This window comes from Nostoc sp., from assembly GCF_036917395.1.
GTDB lineage: Bacteria > Cyanobacteriota > Cyanobacteriia > Cyanobacteriales > Nostocaceae > Nostoc.
On sequence record NZ_JBALDI010000067.1, the window covers coordinates 56,116 to 74,294 of the forward strand.

Sequence of the window (18,179 nt, forward strand, 5' to 3'; positions counted from 1 at the left end):
ACAAAGAAGATAAGCAATGCCCCATGCCCTTTTTTTGGTCAATCTTCGTCATCGAAATTGGTTTCCCAGTTAGCAGCGTCGTTGTAACCGTCATTAGCGCGGTATACTTCTGTTTTTAGGCGGCGATTTTCTTGCCTGAGCACTTCTCGTTCTCGCAACGTGAGTGGTGGTTGTTCATTGCTTAGGGTGCGATCGCCTGTTCGCCTCGCGGGTTTTTGGCGTGTGAAGTTTCTCCAAGCAGCTTTCGCGCCAACAAAGATGCTGCGTGTACCTACTTGCAGATTTTGAGCCTGAATTCTTGCACTATCAAGGCTTTGATCAACTTGTTTCATGACTTGACTGGCACTTTTTACACCTTCACCGACATCATCAGTTAAGTCAGTGATTTCCAAACCAGTCACGCGGATAGCTTCTAGAGTGGGTGGTAAATCCCGTGAAAGTGTATCAAATAGCTTTTCTGCACTGCGAGCAGCGCGTGCTAACTCCTGAAAAGCCGGTATTGCCACCACTAAAACCGCAGTCAAACTTGTGGCGACTAAGAGTAAGGAAAGTCCCAACCAAAACAGGGGGTCAATCACGGTTATGTTATTTATGAGCGTTCTAATTGCTGGGCAAGAGAATCTGAGTCTTCAACAGATGTTTGCCGCTTTAAGACTTGGCTTTCTTGCTGACTGGCATCTACACCTGCTGCGATCGCTTCCCGTAATCTATCTAAAGTCTCATCCCAGTTTCGCAGTGCGCTGGCTGAGAGACGATCTGCCTGGATTTGTACACTCGTTGATAAATCTTCTGCCAATTCTGGGATAGCATTGGCAGATTTCTTCAAAATTTTACGCGTTTCGCGCCCTGTGCGTGGAGCTACGAGCAAACCGGTCAAAGCACCGATGGTAGCTCCCAGCATCAAACCGCCAATAAATACTCCAGAACGGTTATTAGACATCTTGTTGTTTCTCTCCTTACACCCATTTTAGGTGGGTTTTCTACCCTTGCAAGATTTAAACGATTTTATCCAGTTAATCTATCGTGACAAAATATCAGCCAAAAATGTTGCTTTAATATCGAAACTGTTAATTACTTATAATTTAAAACTCCTAGTGTCACCGTCTCACCGTATCCTCACCTCCTTGTGTCACCGCATCCCCGTGTCAGCCCTAATTATAAATGTTCATCCGAACTTGACATAACTCATTTTGCGACTGTTTTTTTCCCAGGTGTTAACTCTAGCCTCCGAAAATAACGCTGCCAGATTTGTTGTCCTAGCAAAAGTAGACTGATAATTTGCCGCACTTGTTGAATTTGCATTTGTAGTGCTTGATTTTTCTGCCGTAAGTTGTAAATATTCTCCTGGCTAAGATAAATATTTTCGGGTGCTTTATTCAGTGCTGCATGGGTACAACTTTCATAGACGGTTAACTTATCTGCTATGTATGCTAACTGCTCCTTGAGTTGCCACACTCGCCAAGCCACATAGAATAGTATCAGCGAAATCAGGGTGTTAACGAGGATAACTAAAATTACCATTATTTATCTTCACCAATATTTGTAACAAGCATATGCCCACACCTCACAAAACCGCAGTTACAATTGCCTTAGATTCACGACTTGGTTTGCGAAATCAACCCGTATGATCAATAGGCCCCATCATCACTATGTTTCTCTCCTTAAGCGGATAATTCTAGTCAATTTGCGACTTTGGCGGCACATAAGCACAATGGTATAGCCGCTTCAGCAGATGGTGAGAGAACTGCACTACACTTCTTACCAAAGACACCCTAGCATCGCTTTGCTGATTGTGCTTTTATCCCTAGCAGTTTTGCAGCCTGTCGCGTGAAGCGAAGTTTTTGCCTGCAAAAACCTCATTTGTAGTTCACTTACCAAAAATTGCTGGGTCTTTTTTCTCTATTCCCTTCAAAGGTTCAGTTCGCCTTTGGTGTTAGCACAGCGATCGCTAATTACCTAAGCTGAATTCAGAATTCAAAATTCTGACTTGTTTAATAATAATGATTATCTTTTTTTATACATCCAGTAGGAGTTTAGGATGTCAAAAAAACCACCATCAAATAATTCCTTACGAGCTATTCTTGTTGCTTTGACGATTGGATTTGTTGGATGCGGAAATCAAACTGCAAGAACTACATTTACTCAAACTACCACGCAGGTAAATGAGAATCTTCCCCAAGTCGTAGCAACTACAAGTGTACTATGCGACTTAACCAGACAGGTTGCCGGAAATACTGTTAACCTTACCTGCTTGATTTCTCCTACTGCCAACCCTCAATTTTATAAACCAAAACCGGAGGATCGTAAAGCCATTGAGCAAGCTAATCTTATTCTTTATAGTGGCTATAATTTAGAACCAAATCTGATCAAATTAATTAAAGCGACTAAAAACTCTGCACCGAAAATAGCCGTCGGTCAACTTGCAGTGCCTAAGCCACAAAAATTTCAGCGAGGCGATAAGAAAGTAAACGATCCTTATCTTTGGCACAATACTAAGAATGCGGTCAGGATGGTGGAAGTAATTAATAGCAACCTGGGAAAATTAGAATCTAGTGATGCCGCGACTTATACTAGCAATACCAGAAAAGTCACAAATGAACTCACTCAACTAGATAGCTGGATTAAGTCAAGAATTGCGAGTATTCCTACTAAAGAACGGAAGTTAGTTACAAACTCTGATGCACTGAGTTATTACACCAAAGCATACGGTATTTCATTAGTAGGGGGATTACAAGGCATTAGTACTGACAAAAACCTAACAGCTGCAAGAGTGAAAAATTTGGTTACAAATATTAAACAGGCGAAAGTGTCAACAATTTTTGCTGAGACGGCAATTAACCCTAATTTACTTCAATCTGTAGCAAGAGTTGCTCAAGTGAAAATTTCTGAGAGGAAGTTGTATGCTCAGGGACTTGGTGAACCAGGAAGTGAGGCAGACACTTATCAGAAAATGATGATTGCCAATACACGCACAATTGTAGAGGGATTAGAAGGGACGTATTTAATGTTTCAAGCAAAAGCTGCTCAGTAGTTATAACCTCAATTGAGTAATCTGATAAACCGAGTTTTTTTAGATTACAGAAAATTCGGTTTATCAGCTTCTTTTTTTAAGATGAAAATGGGATTGCTATTTGTCTTTTAATCTGAGATCAATAACAGTTGCATTGAAGTTGTAGTTAAAGCCTTCCAATTCAAATGGCATACCAATTTTAACTTTACTGTTACCCAGAACTGGCCCATTTTCAGTGAGTTGGGCTTTGCCATCTAAAGTCAAAATCAAATCTGTACTAAAATTATTGGTTTTTGGATCTGGCAATTCTTTAACAGTACCATCAGGTTGGGGAATATTGATTGTTCTAGGTAGCTGTTGAATGGATTTAATCTCAATCTCTCCGTGGGGTTGATTGCGGATAATCACATTAGTTTTTCCGCCTTTTTTTAATCCGTTATTGAATAATTGTTCCGGGTCACGGACATTCAAACCACGGACTACTAAATCTACTTCTATGGGTACTGTTTTCGCACCAACTTGGGCAACAGAACCAGAAGTACCAGGGAAGATAAAGATGCCAAATATAACTAGCAGAATTACCAGCGCAGCACCTAAATCTAGAAGATTGATTTTGCCGAACAAGCGACCTTTTGAATCTAAAATAGCCATAAAAACTTTTCCGAGGTAATAGCGAAGTAATTGATTGTAGCAAGAAGGCTTTCGATGGGAACGGCAATTTTCCCTATTTGGTAATAACTCAAAGGGGCTGGGGATTGCGGTTATGCGACAGTTTATCACGAGTTCGGAAGTTCTACAGGGGTGGCATAACCCTCAAACTTTTGCCTGTTAAGACTGACGCACCCAGAAATTAATATCTCGTGTTTAAGCCTATCTCTACAGGGAATCGCCAACCCCCGCAATTCCGTAGCTTTGCCTATACATTAGCTGTATAACAACTCCTTTGGTCTTGAGTTAAGAATGCAACTTAGAATACTCTAAATCCGTCTGATAATTTGTCCCATCATTTTATGTTCTCCCAAAATAATCTTCAGAGTGTATTATGTTCAACTGGAAAAGTTTTGTTGCAAATTCCCGTGTGTGGCGGCGTCGCTGGTTTTACCCTTTAATTTCAGTGGTAGTTGCCCTGAGTCTGTGCCTAAGTACACCCTTGCCTGGAAGAACTTTAGACTTCTTGCCTCTTCTACTTCAAGGAGTTCAGGCATTTCAGCTTTCTAATATATCCCCTAACCAAGAAGTTGATCTTGGTAAGCAGATTAATCAAGAATTAGTCGGTAGTCAAGTCCGGCTTTACCGCAATCCCGAAGTTAATCGTTATGTGGAACAAGTTGGTAGGCGTTTATCGGCTAATAGCGATCGCCCCGATCTACCCTATACCTTCCAAGTAGTTCAAGATGACAGTATTAATGCTTTTGCTACCTTGGGCGGCTATGTATATGTCCACACGGGTTTGCTGAAAATCGCAGACAATGAAGCGGAACTAGCAAGTGTACTCGCCCATGAAATTGGTCACATTGGTGGGAAACACGTAGTCAAACAGATGCAGCAAAAAGCGCTCGAAGGTGGCTTATTAACAGCTGCTGGCTTAGACCGGAATACGGCGGTGCAAATTGGTGTCCAGTTAGCGCGAGACTTGCCACGCAGTCGTAAAAATGAATTTGAGGCTGATCAAAGAGGACTACGAACTTTGACACGAACTGGTTACGCCCAGTCTGCAATGGTTTCCTTTATGCAAAAGCTGCTGAAAAAAGGTGGTTCTGCTCCAACATTTTTGAGTACGCACCCCGGAACCAGCGATCGCATTGATGCCCTCAGAAGTGCAATTAACTCTCAACCCAGTAATGGAAATTATGGCTTGGATAAAGCTAGTTATAAAACTAATATTCGACCATTAGTACGGTCTTAAAGTCAAGAGTCAGGGGTCATTTCTGCCCCATCTCCCTGATTTCGCCTATCTCCCTCATCTTCCCATCTCGAATGATGCTCAATTCTTGTTGCGGCGATCGACTTTGATTTTGGCTGGATCAACGCTGATCACTACATCTTTTAAGGGCAGGGCACGAAAATAGTCTTTAAAAATGTTAACTTGATAAACTAAATTATTCGTAACATCCAGTCCAGTCAACCAGCCACTCCGGGGATGATAAGCGCCAGTATCTATGTCTAGCCATCCCTGTCCTTGTGCCAGTTTACCAGGAGAAACACCCGGCAGAGTAAAGGTAATGGTGTGACCAATGATAATTAGCTTATCTGGAAAGTAGGGTTTTTCAATACTATGAAATTCCTCTCGTATCCAGCACAGTTGATCGGCAGTTTGTTCTGTCACCAACTTGCAAGGGTCAACACCAGCATGAGTTAACCAAATATCCCCCAAGTCGAGATATGTAGGCAAAGTCTTCAACCAATCTAGATGGTCATCAGGAATTGTAGCCTCGTGGTAACTGGCTACGGTAGCTTGCCCCCCACTATACAACCATGCTTGCATCGTCGGCGAGGAGGTTCTTTCATTGGTCAGAATGTTTAATAACATCTGCTCATGATTTCCCAGCAAACATGGGTAGTTATGTCGCTTGACAAAATTAACTACTTGTGCGCTGTGAGGACCGCGATCAATTAAGTCTCCCAAAAAATAGACTTGATCATCTGAGGTGGGGGCGATCGCCTCCAACAATGTCATCAAACCTTCATAGTGACCATGCACATCCCCAATTACAATTCGTCTGGGGCTAATTTCGCTCATTGTCTCTTAGCTTCAATAGTTTGGCTAATACTTCTGCTACAGTTTAAGCTGTCTGGTTTCCGTAATGGAAGGTAAAAATACTGAATAAGTTTTATTTTAATTTAATTATTCACCTAGAAATAAAATATATTGATGATGAAGATAGGGTAAGATGCACAGTTTTTACTGCTAAGAAAGAAAATCAGCAAATTTCACCCGCGTTAGCTTAAAATTTTAAAATGTAAGCTGTTGCTGTATTGCTAAATTTTTATCTCAACAATGTCTAAGGATTTCTCTGCTGATATTAGTTCGCGCATCTGCAAGCATATGAATGATGATCATGCTGATGCCATAGTTATTTATGCTAAGTCTTTTGGCGGTATAACAGATGCGATTGCAGCACAAATGCTGTCAATTGATGCACAAGGTATGGATTTAACAGCGCAAGTGAATGGGGAAGCTGTGCCAGTCCGCATTCAGTTTGATCATGTTTTAGCAGATGCGGAAGATGCCCATCAAACTTTAATTGCGATGGTGAAGCAGGCGCGGGTGAAGGCAAAGTAGAAATTGGGATAGGTAAGTAAGTCGGCGGGAATAAATCAAACTATGTGTTTTGCAATGTAAAGTTATTGTAATTGAGTTTGTGGTAAGCGACTCAAGCCCTTTTTTGTTCGTGTAGCAAGATATCCAAAGGGGTATACTACAAACTTTTAATTATTTACGCCGTTCTACTTAAGTAAAATATAGCGATCGCTTCCATTAGTTCAGGTTGTAATATGGTCTGACAATCTTGATTTTTTAAAGCAATCGTACTTACAGCTATTTTCAGGTAAATAGACCACGGTGTAGGGGCACAGCAATGCTCCTTGGTGTCAACTTAAGCTAAACTCTTTTAAAACCTCGTTTCCAGCCAGAGGCTGGAAATGCTCTTTCATTGCGGTGCCGCTAGTCTTGAGGCGGAGCCTCATATTAGGCATTCCCAGTCAGAAACTGGGAACGAGACAATCTCTAAAAGCTTTTTCGCTTACTGGCTTTCAGCTTAAGTTGACACGCATGAGCAATGCTGTGCCTACAATCTATGTGCTTCAAAGAAATGAAAACTGCTGTAAATCCCACATTTTGCAGGTGCGTAGGCAATACGGTTCGGATAAGGTTTTTTGATGACACGCCCTAGATCGCAAAGACGCGATAAATCGCCGTCTTTACAATAATCAGTCCTTTGTAGAGACGGCGATTTATCGCGTCTCTTGCCTTAACCGAACCGTATTGGGTGCGTAGGCGTAGCCCGCCGCAGGCATCGTAAGTGCTGTATTTTTGAAATGATTTAAATGCTACATTTTAGAAGCATGACAGCATCACCATTAGATATTAAGCTACAGGATATTCACAATTTTTAATTATTTGTTGACCACTGCGGCATAAGGCTTGGTTTGGATAATTTCAAGCTTCCAGTCTGAAGAATAATCAGGCAACTCATAGCCAACCCTCTTAACATGAGCCAACATCAACTCATCCCGTTGATGCCAAACTGCAAATATTTTCTCTCTGCCATCATAAAGCCTTTCCAAGTCGATTTGATAAACCTCATTTACCTGCTTTAGTTTCAAACCTAACAAATTTAACAATCGCCTGAGTATTTTTATTGCTGAAACCTGCTCTTTCTCCCCAACTAAGTTAATACCAAGCGCTCTTTTAATATGCTTACTATGCTGAAAAACAACATTTTTAAGCAATATCAAATCTGGATTACTCTCGGTAAATTCTCGTTCTGCTTCGAGAAACTGAAGCATTCCTAAGGCTCTCATTGCCTCAACTTTAAGCGTATAAGTTTTCAAATCTGGTAGGAAAACTTTACCTTCACCCCAAGATAATTGCTGATGCCATTCTTGCTCATCTCTAACATGAAAATACTCGCTTTCGTGAGTTAAATAATAGTGAATTAATAGTTGAGGATAATATCCGTGGTCATCCTGCAACTTCAGCCAAGGAGTAATTTCTACACCATATCTTTGTCTAAGAACATATTTATTGATTTGGTTGCGTTCTCCATCAGTTAGGGAATGCTTCACTAATAGCTGCTCATATTCTATATAATCGATATCTTGAGCATTAGCTATAGCAGTTGCTAACGAGAGTTGATTTTGCTGCTTAATATCTTGAATTTTGCGTTTAATTTCTTTAGCTTTTTGACGGCTTTGCGTCCAATCTTTTTGAACTTTGACAATTTCTAAAATTAATCTTCTGCGGGTAGCTAAATCATCAGCATCAGTTGCCAAAAAGGCCAGGCGTAAATCTCGAATAATATTATTATGAACAGCATTACTCCGCATCTGAATTTGATGCCCATCAGCAATCAAACCATCTTGCATCGATTGTCGGTAGAGGCGAATAGAAGCATTTACACGTGTAGATAACTTGGCCCAAGTTCGCAAATGAATCGGGTCATGAATTAAAGGTAAATCCACATCTATTTTATGTAATGGACTAAGCAAAGCTAAATTTTCTTTTTGATTTTCTTGATACCAATCAGATAACAAGCGATAATTTGTACTACCACTACCAATTAAGCCAATACCTCGTTTAGCGCACCAGACAATACGTGGAACATCATCCCGCACTCTCGCTAATGCTTGTCTTGCTTCCGAATCAGGAATTACTCCTTGAAAAATGCCATAAACTCGGTCGAAATGTTGGACATCAATACTAATTCCTGTACCAAGACTAGGAGTAACAAAAACGCCGTCATATTCAGAGATTTTTTGATTGATAGCTGCGATAAAATCAACCGCTGCGTGGCCAGGTGTGTTTGTAGTGTGGCTACTAACTACTAGAGTTTTAGGAAATTGCCGTCGTAATTTTTGTAACCGCTCTTTCAGATAACGCTCAATTGTTTCACAACTGTAACGTCCAGCGCGACTATCGGTAGTAACGTAACATTTACGTCCAGCAAGTAAATCCAATTCCAGTTGGTGAATTAGCGGTGTTGGGTTCGGCGAATCATAAAAAGTTACGTCCCAACCATGCTGAGGTTTCCACTGGTTGAGAACTACCCAAGGTGTTAATTTAATTCCTGCCAATCCCTGTAAATATTCAAGTGAAACATCTGATAAATCAGCATCTTGGGCAATTACTAACCCTCCAGTTGTTAAAACTGTGGAAATTAATTGCTGGAATAATTTTAATATTTTTACACGCTTGTGTTTACAAGTATTACTATTTAATAGATGCCACAAAGATTGCTCTACTTCATCCAGAATTACTATTGCTCCCCGCCAATTTTCAGGGTTAAGTTTCCAAATAGAATCAACGCACAATCCAAGAGATTTCAGAGGAGAGACGCAATTAATCGCGTCTATACAGGAGTTAGGAATTTTGAATTTTGAATTTTTCTCTATTCCCCATTGAATACCAATTTTTTCACACAAAAATCTTCCTAGTAGAATTCTGTGAGTAATTAACAAAACAGGTCGATTTATGCTTTTTGCTTGCTGAACAACGGCTTGCAGTGCTGTAGTTTTACCTGTTCCTTTTGCTGATTTAACTCCTACTAATCCAGAAGTTGGGAAAGGTATTTCACTTATATAAGGGCGATTGAAGGTGAGTGCAGCAGGAATGCTTAACTCGGTGTGGGGTTTGGTTTGAGCAAGATAAATTTCTAAATAAATACTTTGACGGTAAAGTTTATCGAAACTACTTGCACCTTTAGCAACGATAAACTCATCAACTCCTTTTTCCATTCCTGGAAGTTCAATGACTTTAACAGGGCAATTTTTTTGCTGGAATAAACAACCGAGTTGGGAAATAGCATTATTTACAGCAGCAATTTTTTTAGGTTGAGTTTCAAAATCAAAGCAAATATAAAAGCTACGCTTTGTAATTGCAAATGCTGCTAAGTCGGGAATAAGCTGACGACGGGTAACTTTACCAAATTCATCTTTGATAACCCGATAACCACTGGTAATTCCGGGAATGGCAATAGCTGCATATCCTTGCGTCAACAGTGTAGCTGCTTTCTTCACACCCTCGCAGATAAGGAGGGGAATGTTCTGTTGCATCACCCATTGCCAAAAGCCTTCAACTTCACCATCAGCAGTAATGGTGATATTATCAGGCATGACCAAATTGTAACGCCCAGCGACTTGCTGCCATACTTGCAGCGTTACCCGCAAACAAAACACCCGCGTTGGAGTGCTGGGAGGATGTTCGTATTTGATGGACTTACCATTGTGATTCTGTCGGGGTTGGTTTGGCTTAAAGCATCCCCATTCCATCATTTGCCAATTATTCAAAGGGTCTAACCCCGAACACCACCAACCACCTTCAGTGATATGAGCATAACGCTGCAACCATCCACTCTTCACCATTCCGGTATTAGTGCGGGGGAGTAGCTCAGAAATCAATAGGTACTCATAAGCAGTTACGTCTTGGAGTGACCTAAAATTTAGTTGCACTAAGTGTAAGTCTATACCACTACTCTTGACTAGTTCTTCAAGGTGTTGAGGGTGTAAATAGTGCAGATGCATAGGAAAAGGTGTGAAGGGAAAGTCAATGAGATTAAAACATTAACATGCATCTACTTTTTTTCTCTAAGAGAGATTGCGAGGCTTTTACGATGCTTTTTTTACTTCGTTATCTGAGACACATCGGTTAAGGCTCTAGTGGGTTATTCTGCCTATTAGATCCTCGAAGTAATAATTTTGTATTGTGATATTTGTTCGCAATTAATTTTTATTTATCAGTAAATTTCTGCGTTAAGGAATGCGATCGCTTGAGGGGTTGCAGCAGCGATCGCTATATGGTAACATCTTGTAAGATAAGCTTTGTCAGGAATAGTAGATGCCCAGTGGCTTGTAGCTATGTGCTATTTCAGTAGTGATATCTAGCTTGAAGAAAATCAATTCGGTCATCACTTACTAGATAAACAATCCGATGTTCTTGAGTAAGTCGCCGCGACCAAGCATCTGAATCTAAGTATTTCAATGGTTCAGGTTTCCCAATCCCTGTAAAAGGATCTCGCATAATTGATTCAATTAAGTCAAAAGCGCGAAGCGCAGTTTTGCGGTTTGTCTCTACCCAATAAGTGAGGTCTTCCCGAAATTCTGGATGAAATACAGCATCTCGAACTTTATTTTCTTGGGGTTGGGTTTCATCCTTCTTCTTCGTCAACACCCAATTCCTGACGTAGTTCGTTAATATTTTGAGGTTTTAAAGTTCTAACTTTTGCTCTTTCCAAAGCAGTTAACAGACGGACTGCATTTTTAGGTGAACGAAGTAAATGAGATGTTTCTAATAAACTATCTAGTTCATCAACAGCAATTAGGGCGACGTTTTCGCCTTCTTGTCGAGTAATAATTACCACTTCTCTATCTGCAACTACTTGATTGCAGAGTTCGGCTAGGTTGTTACGAGCATCAGTCAAGTTTGTCTGGTTGGACATGGTGGGATATTTCTTAATGCTGTAGGCTTTACAGTACATAATAGCTTGACTGTTTACAGGCGTGATCGCTCTTTCAGCAATGTAATAAAAGTAACTAATATTAACGATTTTAGAATAGGGCGATCGCTTCTTTACTTTTGCTTCATACTTTATAAGTATTTTTAACCCAACACTCTAAGATTTCCATTACTCGACCTCATCGCTTGATACTACTTTTGTAACCCAGCTACTAACTACCCAAGGTTTAAGCTGATCAGCTCTTGCTACAACTGGTCGTATATTGCTGTAGTAGTTAGTCTGACTTTCAGGGTTTAATGCAGTACGAACAAATATAGGTAGGTTATCTTGACCAATTTCAATAGGTACTACTAAATCAGGAGTAGCTGTAATATTTTCTTGATTTTGAAGGTAAATAGGAACGTAATATTGTACTTTTCCAAAGTACCAGCACGGTTGTTGAAGCCCTCTATAAATTGACCATTGGATAGCACCAGTTAAAGCACAAATTTGAGCTACATTTCCTATACCTTGAAGAAAAGGTACTCTCTCAGAACGCTCTCCTAATATATGCTCGTCCCTGACAACTATCTCATTACCAATAGGAATTTCTGGTGATCTAGGAACCTCTGGAGCTGCTGGAAATTCAGATACACCATCAATATCGTGTCCTAAACCTGCAAAGGTCAATGCCCACGGTTGATTTGACGAACGAGTGTTTTGTTCAAACTTCAGATAGATTGGTACGCTATACCTATTTCTCAGTAAGCCCGCAGTCACAATAAAGCCACCTGTAACTTCTATAAATCTACCTTGTTCTATGCTCCAATACAGAGTTATTGCTATGTATTTTTTTAAAACATTCAGTTCCCTTCCCCAGTCCTCATCTAGGGCTTGCCTGTTTAGGTTATCGATGGCAGTTGGAGTAACAAATGCAAAGTTATAAAGCTGTTCTAAGACATGGCTTGTTCTGACTGAACCGTATTGTTCTAACAAATCTTCTTTTGAAGGCATAAAATTACTTAAATAGCTAGTATTATTAAATACCTCTCAATCATAAACATAACTAAAGGAATTGGCAAGGAATACCCCTAAATTTTTTAATCGCTAACTCGTAAACTACACCTCTACAGCTTCCTTGGCAGCGTACAACACCTCAGCGTTGATTTCTTTGAAACTGCGATCGCAATTAAATTTATTGGTGTTGTATTAAATTTATATTATGTTAGGTGAAATCATTGCTGAATAGCAGGTAAAACTTCTAATTCACTAGGATGAATTAAAACCTTGCTTAATAGCTCACTGAAATAAACAACTTGATAATTAGGTGCAAGTTCTGTTTGCAATTGCTTCCACAGGCTGATTCCTTCTTCCTCAAAAGCCGCTTCAGCTTCTTCACTTAGGAAACCTGATGAGTTAGCAGGATCTTGCCAGTTCAACTTTGCATTATAAATTTCTTCCCATTTATTCAGGCGTTTAATAGTTTCTGGAATTAATGGCAATGTTTCTGGGTCAATGTTACCAACTTTCTCAGGACTTACCCACCATAGCGGATAGCATCCATAGTCAGCCATGAGTTTGATTTTTTCTGCTTTAAACTGTCTGCCTTGTATCATGTTCAATACTTCCCCAGGTTTCAGGTAGAGGATTGACCCAGGAAATAGGCACAGAAACAACATCTAGAGTTTCACTGTCTTTAAAGATTTCTAAAATATATCCTGGCTCTTGCTGAGTTTTAGTAGGACGCAAATGATCCAACACAACCCCTCTATTGCCAGCTTTTACAGGACTATTAGGAACATTCTGCTTCAGTTCTACCCACTGAAATAAACTAGCTGTTGTCATCGTTTAATTCTCCTATGATTTATCAGGATATAGTGTTATAAATTTAACAAATTCTGTTTCTTCATCTTGTTGCCAGATAGTAATTATCTTAATTAATTGACCATTAGGCCCAGTCCACTCACTTTTAACCTTAAACTGAGTCCCCCAATCATTAGGGGTAACTTTTGCAATTTCAGAACCTTCTACAGCATTTATTATATCGTTCTTAAGAAGTTCCCAGTTATCAAGATTATATCCTGCTAAAGCTAGATATCTTTATTTATCATTTTTAGGTTGATAAACAAGTAGGTATTTAGTTATTTTTTCATCTTGAATTACTAAACCTGATGGTATTTTCATTATATTTAATTTAGTTATTTTAAATAGTTATTGAGAGAAATATATAAAAATTAATATTAAATCTATGATATCTCATAATTTAATTTTTATCACTAAAGCAAAAAAAATGGGGGTAAAGAGTATACATAACTCCTCACCCCTTAATATTCTCGATTAATCGCTAATCTAAGCCCCGACAGCCTCCTTCGCGGCGTACAATACCTCAGCGTTGATTTCTTTGAAACCGCGATCGCGGGCAAATTTCTCAGTATTACGCTTCACTTTCCCGCGAACAAATCCAGGAATCTTATTCAATTCTGCTTGACCATCTTTTGTCCAATTCAAATCAGAATCAGCAGAAATTCCCCTAGTAATTACTTCTTTGGTATCATGACCACCAAAGATTTCTAATAGGTGATCTTCCATTCCTAAAGTGAAGGAATTGTAGATTAAATCTGTAATCTGATTCGTGCCTTCGTAACCCATAAATGGTTTATAACCAATGGGGAAGTTTTGGACGTGGATTGGTGCAGCAATTACGCCACAGGGAATATCCAAGCGCTTACCAACGTGGCGTTCCATTTGGGTACCGAAAATGGCAGAGGGTTCGACACGAGCGATCGCATCCCCAATTGCACCATGATCTTCGGAGATTAGCACTTCATCGCAATACTCGCTAACCTGTTCCCGGAACCAGTCTGCATCATATTTGCAGTAGGTTCCAGCCCAAACAACATGAATCCCCATTTCTCGCGCCAGAATCTTGGTGATGGCGGCGGCGTGGGTGTTGTCACCAAAGACCACAGCTTTTTTGCCAGTCAAGTTTTGACAGTCAATCGAACGGGAGAACCAAGCAGCCTGAGATACATAGAGGGTTTGCTCATTGATGAAGTCTTCGTAGTCAACTTCTGCACCTTGAGCGTTAATTACCTGCTGAATCTTGCGAATACAACGGGCAGTTTCCACTACACCCATTGGAGTAATGTCTATATAAGGTGTGCCGAATTGTTCTTCCAGGTAACGAGCTGTGGTTAAACCAAGTTCACGGTAAGGCACCAGGTTAAACCAGGCTTTGGACATCTTCTTCAAATCCTTCACCGAAGCACCTTCGGGAATTAAGGTATTTACCTCAATCCCCAAGTCAGCCATCAACCGTTTCAGTTCGGTGCAGTCGTGATTATTGTGGAAACCAAGGGTAGTAGTACCGATAATGTTAACCGAGGGCTTTGCAGTTTTGCCCTCTGCCAATTCGCCCCGCCTCCGAGCTTTTTCAATGTAGTATTGGACAATTTGATCGAGAGTGCGATCGGCTGCTTGCAGTTCGTTGTAGCGGTAGTGGTTCACATCCGCCAGCATTACGTCTCCTTTCGCTTCCAACTGTGCCCGTTCGACAAAGTTGTGCAAGTCTTCTTGCAAAATGCTGGAAGTACAGGTGGGAGTTAACACAATCAGATCCGGGTGTTCCTCGGCATCCTTGCGGGTGATGTTATCTACCACCTTCTCTTGAGAACCGCGTGCCAAAACGTTGCGGTCAACGACACTGGTTGTCACCGGAGTAAAATCCCTCTCCCGCGATAGCATGGAGCGCATGACGTTAAAGTAGTCATCGCCAATGGGGGCGTGCATGATCGCATGGACATTTTTAAAAGAGCTAGCGATTCGCAGAGTGCCGATGTGGGCTGGGCCTGCATACATCCAGTAAGCCAATTTCATGTTTGTGTTCTCCCTTTTCAACAGAAATAACATGGAGTCCGATAAGAGTGGACTATAAGTGCTTGATTATTATTAAATCGTTTCTGATTGTCTCAAAACTTGTAGCCCTGAATAAGTGAAGAGTTGTAAGGGTTTTATCTGGAGTGCATAGGCGTAGGCATCCCTCAAATCTGCTTACTGATTGGGATCTAGCTGATGATTTTAACAACATGGCTGTTGTTTTATTTAAATAAATCTTAATTTTTCGGCAAATTTGTTTTCAATTTGGGGCGGGATGTTAACCCCCCTTAAAAAAGAGGGGAATAATATTAGCGTAGTTTCTTCATTCGAGGGAGTATAAATTAACTTAGAGAGGCGTTAATTACTGCCGAAAAATTTCTACTTTTTCTAATACTACATCTTGATTCGGACGATCTCTAGTCGTAGCCACATTGGCGATGCGGTTGACTATATCCATACCTTCGACAACTTTACCAAAAACACTGTGTTTGCGGTCAAGATGAGGCGTTGGCCCTTCTGTAATGAACCATTGTGAACCATTAGTACCGCGTCCTGCATTTGCCATTGAGAGGATACCGGCACTAGAGTGTTTCAATTCAGGATGAAACTCATCTTCAAATTGATATCCTGGGCCACCAGTACCCCAACGGTTGGCCATATCTGGATAACGAGCCAGGGGATCGCCACATTGAATCATAAAATCAGGGATGACTCGGTGAAAGCGAATTCCATCGTAGGCAGGAGTCCCCTTCTGAGATTGACTTGTCTTAGGGTCTTTCCAGTCGATTGTCCCGGTTGCTAAACCTACAAAATTTTTGACTGTGTTGGGGGTTTTGTCTTCCTCCAAACGAACTATAATTTGACCCAAGGAAGTAATTAAACGAGCGTGTAGTGCGCCATCACCGGGAATATTAATTTCTGGAAAATTCATGAGGTATCCTATGAATGAAAACTGCCAGTTTTTGACCTACGATAAGCTTATCAGCATTCAAGTTACAGGTTTACAGATTGCGAAAAAAGTAAACGAAGGGAACTTTAGAAAACTAATATTTTACTCTGGTAAATTAATCGCTGGATTACGGCTAAAGAATCCTCTAGGGACTAGCTTAAAGCCAATTTGGTGAACAGGCATCACAGGCCAATCTTCCGATCGCGGAATATGAGTTATGCCCATTGTGTACCACAGCACGATATCTTCACCCATCAAGGACTCATCGTCTGCAATATATTTTGGCAAACCCTGTCCTGGTTGAGTCTGGTTAGGATAATCACCGCCAGCATAAAGTTCAGCAGGTTTATATTTTGTTACCCAGACGTGGTGAGTCGCAAATTCTCCCCGTTGACGAATTTTTGAGCCTTCTACTGGGAAAAACATGGAGTTTCCACCAGGCATTAGCATATATCCAGGTACAGCGCCTAGCGGATTTTTCTTATCTGCACTAACAATCATCCATTCCCGACTGCTTTTCATATCCAAATCGCGCACAGCAGCTGTTTCTTTTGTTAGTGGGGTTTCTGCAAGTGCGATCGCATTTCCTAAAAGATTTTTCTCATCCATCGGCAAAGCTTTCACGTTCATTTCCATCACAGAATTAGCTTGACCATCGACATCGAAATCTAAGCGGTAGTTGAAAAAGTGCTGGTGATTTACTCCGAAGATATTCTTAGCGATTAGCCGACCATCGGAATTACCTTCAGATTGCTTTTGGGCAGCCGTTCCCTGCGCCAGGACGATACCCGTTAATTCATTTTGGACTTCCAAAGTCCCATCCTGGTGAAAAATCCAATTAAAGCTGTAATCATAGTTGTCAACGGCCGCAGTCATCGATATCACTAATTCTCGACTGCGACGAACATCATTACGCTGAGTATTGTACTCATAGTGTTTCCACAGCATTCCGCGATCGCGCTCGTAGATACCGATAACCCCTGGCATTACATAAGGTTCTCCCTGCTCATTAGCAAATACAGCATTTAACAACAGGCCGTTTTCGGGAATTTCCTTATTTAACTCCATCGTATTTGCTAGCAAACCAAGATTGTATTCTCCAACATCAAAGGCATTTCTAAATGACCAAGTAGGCTCAGGATCGCCATAAGGTACTACCATCTCCGATAGGCTAGCGCGGTATAAAACTGGTCGGATATTTTCCCCGTCTTTGTGCGTCACTTGGTACAGCATTAATCCATTCCGAGGATGCATTAAATAGCGAAACTTCCAACCTTGCCAGCTAATTTCATTGTCTTTGATCTGGAAACTTGCACCATTTGGTTGCAGAATCTTTAATGCTTTAAGTGGTGAAAGTAATTTGCCCAAGGACTTTACATCGTAGTTCCAGTTTTCCTTAGAGAAAGGTACATTTCCTCTGTCAACAAAACTGGCGATTTTACCTGTGTTCAAATTGACTGTTGCTACGACTCCTTCAATCGGACTACCGTAATAGTTCCAGCCTTTACCCTTGTAGTAAGATAAGCTCCGACAAAGACGATTACCTGTTGCTTCTTCCTGTTGACTCAGGATTCCTGGGGCCCATGAACTGATTTTGACTTGATCGAAATCAGTAATTCCCCGCCTTCGCATCGCTTTTTGCCATCGGGGATCGGCTTTGACTACCTGAGTTGCTAGTTCATATTCTGAATTGACGATCGCAGGTTGGACAGACGGTATTTCTTTCCAAGAACTTAAGCTTTTGCTTGTCAGATCAACAATTCCCTCAAAGGTTTTGTTTTGCGCTCGCTCATAGATTACTAAAAAAGCTTTTCGCCCAAAAGCTTTACCGGGTGTAAATTTAAGAACTTCTTCTTTATCTGGTTCTTGTAAAGCGATCAGTGGAAAAGCTGCCATTTCGCTCAAAGTTTTTTCTCTTTTGATGATCGAAACAGCTGTGCTAATTTCTACCTCTGTTAGCGAAGTAAGTGGATGAGAAATTGAAGGCTGTTGAGCCATTAATTTCCCCATTAATCCAAGTGAGAGAGAAATGACGACAATGATGGGAATAGCTAGCCACAAAAAACGCTTTAGCCGCTTAATCATCTTTTACATTCTTACAAAAGACGTATAGTTATCTATTTCTAAGCCGAAGCTTGAAACCCGATAAATTAAGAAGCTAAAGCTAAATTAATTTGCTAATAGTTGGGGG

Annotated in this window: 17 protein-coding genes and 1 pseudogene; 3 read left to right on the top strand and 15 right to left on the bottom strand. The window is 40.7% G+C overall.

All coding sequences use genetic code 11. The annotated features are described in order from the left end of the window. Nucleotides 1–38: 38 nt before the first annotated feature. The 3 genes from V7K46_RS22680 to V7K46_RS22690 form a co-directional block, all read right to left on the bottom strand. Nucleotides 39–578, bottom strand: coding sequence for a DUF948 domain-containing protein (locus V7K46_RS22680; protein ID WP_335117041.1), 540 nt, complete (start codon nucleotides 576–578; stop codon nucleotides 39–41). Between the two features lie 11 nt (nucleotides 579–589). After that, nucleotides 590–940 (bottom strand): YtxH domain-containing protein, encoded by a 351-nt coding sequence (locus V7K46_RS22685; protein WP_273762171.1) that lies wholly within the window; start codon nucleotides 938–940, stop codon nucleotides 590–592. Nucleotides 941–1,185: 245 nt separating this feature from the next. Continuing rightward, complete coding sequence (locus tag V7K46_RS22690; RefSeq protein WP_335117043.1) at nucleotides 1,186–1,521, bottom strand: hypothetical protein; 336 nt, start codon at nucleotides 1,519–1,521, stop codon at nucleotides 1,186–1,188. Nucleotides 1,522–2,038: 517 nt separating this feature from the next. Between V7K46_RS22690 and V7K46_RS22695 the strand changes: the two genes are divergently transcribed. Next, nucleotides 2,039–3,031 carry a metal ABC transporter solute-binding protein, Zn/Mn family gene (locus tag V7K46_RS22695; protein WP_335117045.1) on the top strand — a complete coding sequence of 331 codons (993 nt, stop codon included), beginning with the start codon at nucleotides 2,039–2,041 and terminating at the stop codon, nucleotides 3,029–3,031. 96 nt (nucleotides 3,032–3,127) lie between these two features. Here V7K46_RS22695 and V7K46_RS22700 read toward each other — a convergent pair whose 3' ends face one another. After that, nucleotides 3,128–3,661 (bottom strand): DUF4330 domain-containing protein, encoded by a 534-nt coding sequence (locus V7K46_RS22700; protein ID WP_273762176.1) that lies wholly within the window; start codon nucleotides 3,659–3,661, stop codon nucleotides 3,128–3,130. A gap of 391 nt (nucleotides 3,662–4,052) precedes the next feature. Here V7K46_RS22700 and V7K46_RS22705 point away from each other — a divergent pair, with 391 nt between their 5' ends. Continuing rightward, nucleotides 4,053–4,916 (top strand): M48 family metallopeptidase, encoded by an 864-nt coding sequence (locus tag V7K46_RS22705; protein WP_335117048.1) that lies wholly within the window; start codon nucleotides 4,053–4,055, stop codon nucleotides 4,914–4,916. 78 nt (nucleotides 4,917–4,994) lie between these two features. Here the strand turns inward: V7K46_RS22705 and V7K46_RS22710 are convergent, their stop codons facing one another. Beyond that, complete coding sequence (locus V7K46_RS22710; protein ID WP_335117050.1) at nucleotides 4,995–5,750, bottom strand: metallophosphoesterase family protein; 756 nt, start codon at nucleotides 5,748–5,750, stop codon at nucleotides 4,995–4,997. A gap of 258 nt (nucleotides 5,751–6,008) precedes the next feature. Here V7K46_RS22710 and V7K46_RS22715 point away from each other — a divergent pair, with 258 nt between their 5' ends. Next, entirely contained in the window at nucleotides 6,009–6,293 is a 285-nt protein-coding gene (locus V7K46_RS22715; protein WP_335022487.1) for a DUF2470 domain-containing protein, read from the top strand. A gap of 833 nt (nucleotides 6,294–7,126) precedes the next feature. On the opposite strand, the gene V7K46_RS22720 is transcribed toward V7K46_RS22715, so the two are convergent. The 10 genes and pseudogenes from V7K46_RS22720 to V7K46_RS22760 form a co-directional block, all read right to left on the bottom strand. Continuing rightward, nucleotides 7,127–10,252, bottom strand: a complete 3,126-nt coding sequence (locus V7K46_RS22720; protein WP_335117052.1) for a plasmid replication protein, CyRepA1 family — start codon at nucleotides 10,250–10,252, stop codon at nucleotides 7,127–7,129. 343 nt (nucleotides 10,253–10,595) lie between these two features. Next, nucleotides 10,596–10,895: a Txe/YoeB family addiction module toxin gene (locus V7K46_RS22725; protein ID WP_335117054.1), complete on the bottom strand. Its 300-nt coding sequence runs from the start codon at nucleotides 10,893–10,895 to the stop codon at nucleotides 10,596–10,598. After that, nucleotides 10,876–11,166: a type II toxin-antitoxin system Phd/YefM family antitoxin gene (locus V7K46_RS22730; RefSeq protein ID WP_335117056.1), complete on the bottom strand. Its 291-nt coding sequence runs from the start codon at nucleotides 11,164–11,166 to the stop codon at nucleotides 10,876–10,878. The genes V7K46_RS22725 and V7K46_RS22730 overlap by 20 nt, the downstream gene beginning before the upstream one ends. A 186-nt stretch (nucleotides 11,167–11,352) precedes the next feature. Next, entirely contained in the window at nucleotides 11,353–12,177 is an 825-nt protein-coding gene (locus V7K46_RS22735) for a DUF3825 domain-containing protein (RefSeq protein ID WP_335117058.1), read from the bottom strand. A gap of 221 nt (nucleotides 12,178–12,398) precedes the next feature. Then, the gene (locus V7K46_RS22740) at nucleotides 12,399–12,779 is read right to left on the bottom strand and encodes a hypothetical protein (protein WP_335117060.1); all 381 of its coding nucleotides are present in this window, start codon (nucleotides 12,777–12,779) and stop codon (nucleotides 12,399–12,401) included. Continuing rightward, nucleotides 12,757–13,008: a hypothetical protein gene (locus V7K46_RS22745; RefSeq protein ID WP_335117062.1), complete on the bottom strand. Its 252-nt coding sequence runs from the start codon at nucleotides 13,006–13,008 to the stop codon at nucleotides 12,757–12,759. The genes V7K46_RS22740 and V7K46_RS22745 overlap by 23 nt, the downstream gene beginning before the upstream one ends. 12 nt (nucleotides 13,009–13,020) lie before the next feature. Next, nucleotides 13,021–13,239: pseudogene (locus V7K46_RS32160) on the bottom strand (DUF6883 domain-containing protein); the annotation flags it as partial. A 273-nt stretch (nucleotides 13,240–13,512) separates the two neighbouring features. Continuing rightward, entirely contained in the window at nucleotides 13,513–15,039 is a 1,527-nt protein-coding gene (gene bchB / locus V7K46_RS22750) for a ferredoxin:protochlorophyllide reductase (ATP-dependent) subunit B (RefSeq protein ID WP_335117064.1), read from the bottom strand. Nucleotides 15,040–15,400: 361 nt separating this feature from the next. Beyond that, nucleotides 15,401–15,970: a peptidylprolyl isomerase gene (locus V7K46_RS22755; protein WP_335117066.1), complete on the bottom strand. Its 570-nt coding sequence runs from the start codon at nucleotides 15,968–15,970 to the stop codon at nucleotides 15,401–15,403. Nucleotides 15,971–16,090: 120 nt separating this feature from the next. Further along, nucleotides 16,091–18,073 carry a primary-amine oxidase gene (locus V7K46_RS22760; protein WP_335117068.1) on the bottom strand — a complete coding sequence of 661 codons (1,983 nt, stop codon included), beginning with the start codon at nucleotides 18,071–18,073 and terminating at the stop codon, nucleotides 16,091–16,093. Nucleotides 18,074–18,179 lie beyond the last annotated feature (106 nt).

Bases quoted from the DNA above. Each gene is read 5' to 3' on its own strand.
- V7K46_RS22735 (WP_335117058.1), bottom strand. From the start codon at position 12,177: ATGCCTTCAAAAGAAGATTTGTTAGAACAATACGGTTCAGTCAGAACA.
- V7K46_RS22755 (WP_335117066.1), bottom strand. From the start codon at position 15,970: ATGAATTTTCCAGAAATTAATATTCCCGGTGATGGCGCACTACACGCT.
- V7K46_RS22705 (WP_335117048.1), top strand. From the start codon at position 4,053: ATGTTCAACTGGAAAAGTTTTGTTGCAAATTCCCGTGTGTGGCGGCGT.
- V7K46_RS22720 (WP_335117052.1), bottom strand. From the start codon at position 10,252: ATGCATCTGCACTATTTACACCCTCAACACCTTGAAGAACTAGTCAAG.
- V7K46_RS22740 (WP_335117060.1), bottom strand. From the start codon at position 12,779: ATGATACAAGGCAGACAGTTTAAAGCAGAAAAAATCAAACTCATGGCT.
- V7K46_RS22745 (WP_335117062.1), bottom strand. From the start codon at position 13,008: ATGACAACAGCTAGTTTATTTCAGTGGGTAGAACTGAAGCAGAATGTT.
- V7K46_RS22700 (WP_273762176.1), bottom strand. From the start codon at position 3,661: ATGGCTATTTTAGATTCAAAAGGTCGCTTGTTCGGCAAAATCAATCTT.
- V7K46_RS22685 (WP_273762171.1), bottom strand. From the start codon at position 940: ATGTCTAATAACCGTTCTGGAGTATTTATTGGCGGTTTGATGCTGGGA.
- V7K46_RS22715 (WP_335022487.1), top strand. From the start codon at position 6,009: ATGTCTAAGGATTTCTCTGCTGATATTAGTTCGCGCATCTGCAAGCAT.
- V7K46_RS22710 (WP_335117050.1), bottom strand. From the start codon at position 5,750: ATGAGCGAAATTAGCCCCAGACGAATTGTAATTGGGGATGTGCATGGT.
- V7K46_RS22695 (WP_335117045.1), top strand. From the start codon at position 2,039: ATGTCAAAAAAACCACCATCAAATAATTCCTTACGAGCTATTCTTGTT.
- V7K46_RS22730 (WP_335117056.1), bottom strand. From the start codon at position 11,166: ATGTCCAACCAGACAAACTTGACTGATGCTCGTAACAACCTAGCCGAA.
- bchB (WP_335117064.1), bottom strand. From the start codon at position 15,039: ATGAAATTGGCTTACTGGATGTATGCAGGCCCAGCCCACATCGGCACT.
- V7K46_RS22760 (WP_335117068.1), bottom strand. From the start codon at position 18,073: ATGATTAAGCGGCTAAAGCGTTTTTTGTGGCTAGCTATTCCCATCATT.
- V7K46_RS22690 (WP_335117043.1), bottom strand. From the start codon at position 1,521: ATGGTAATTTTAGTTATCCTCGTTAACACCCTGATTTCGCTGATACTA.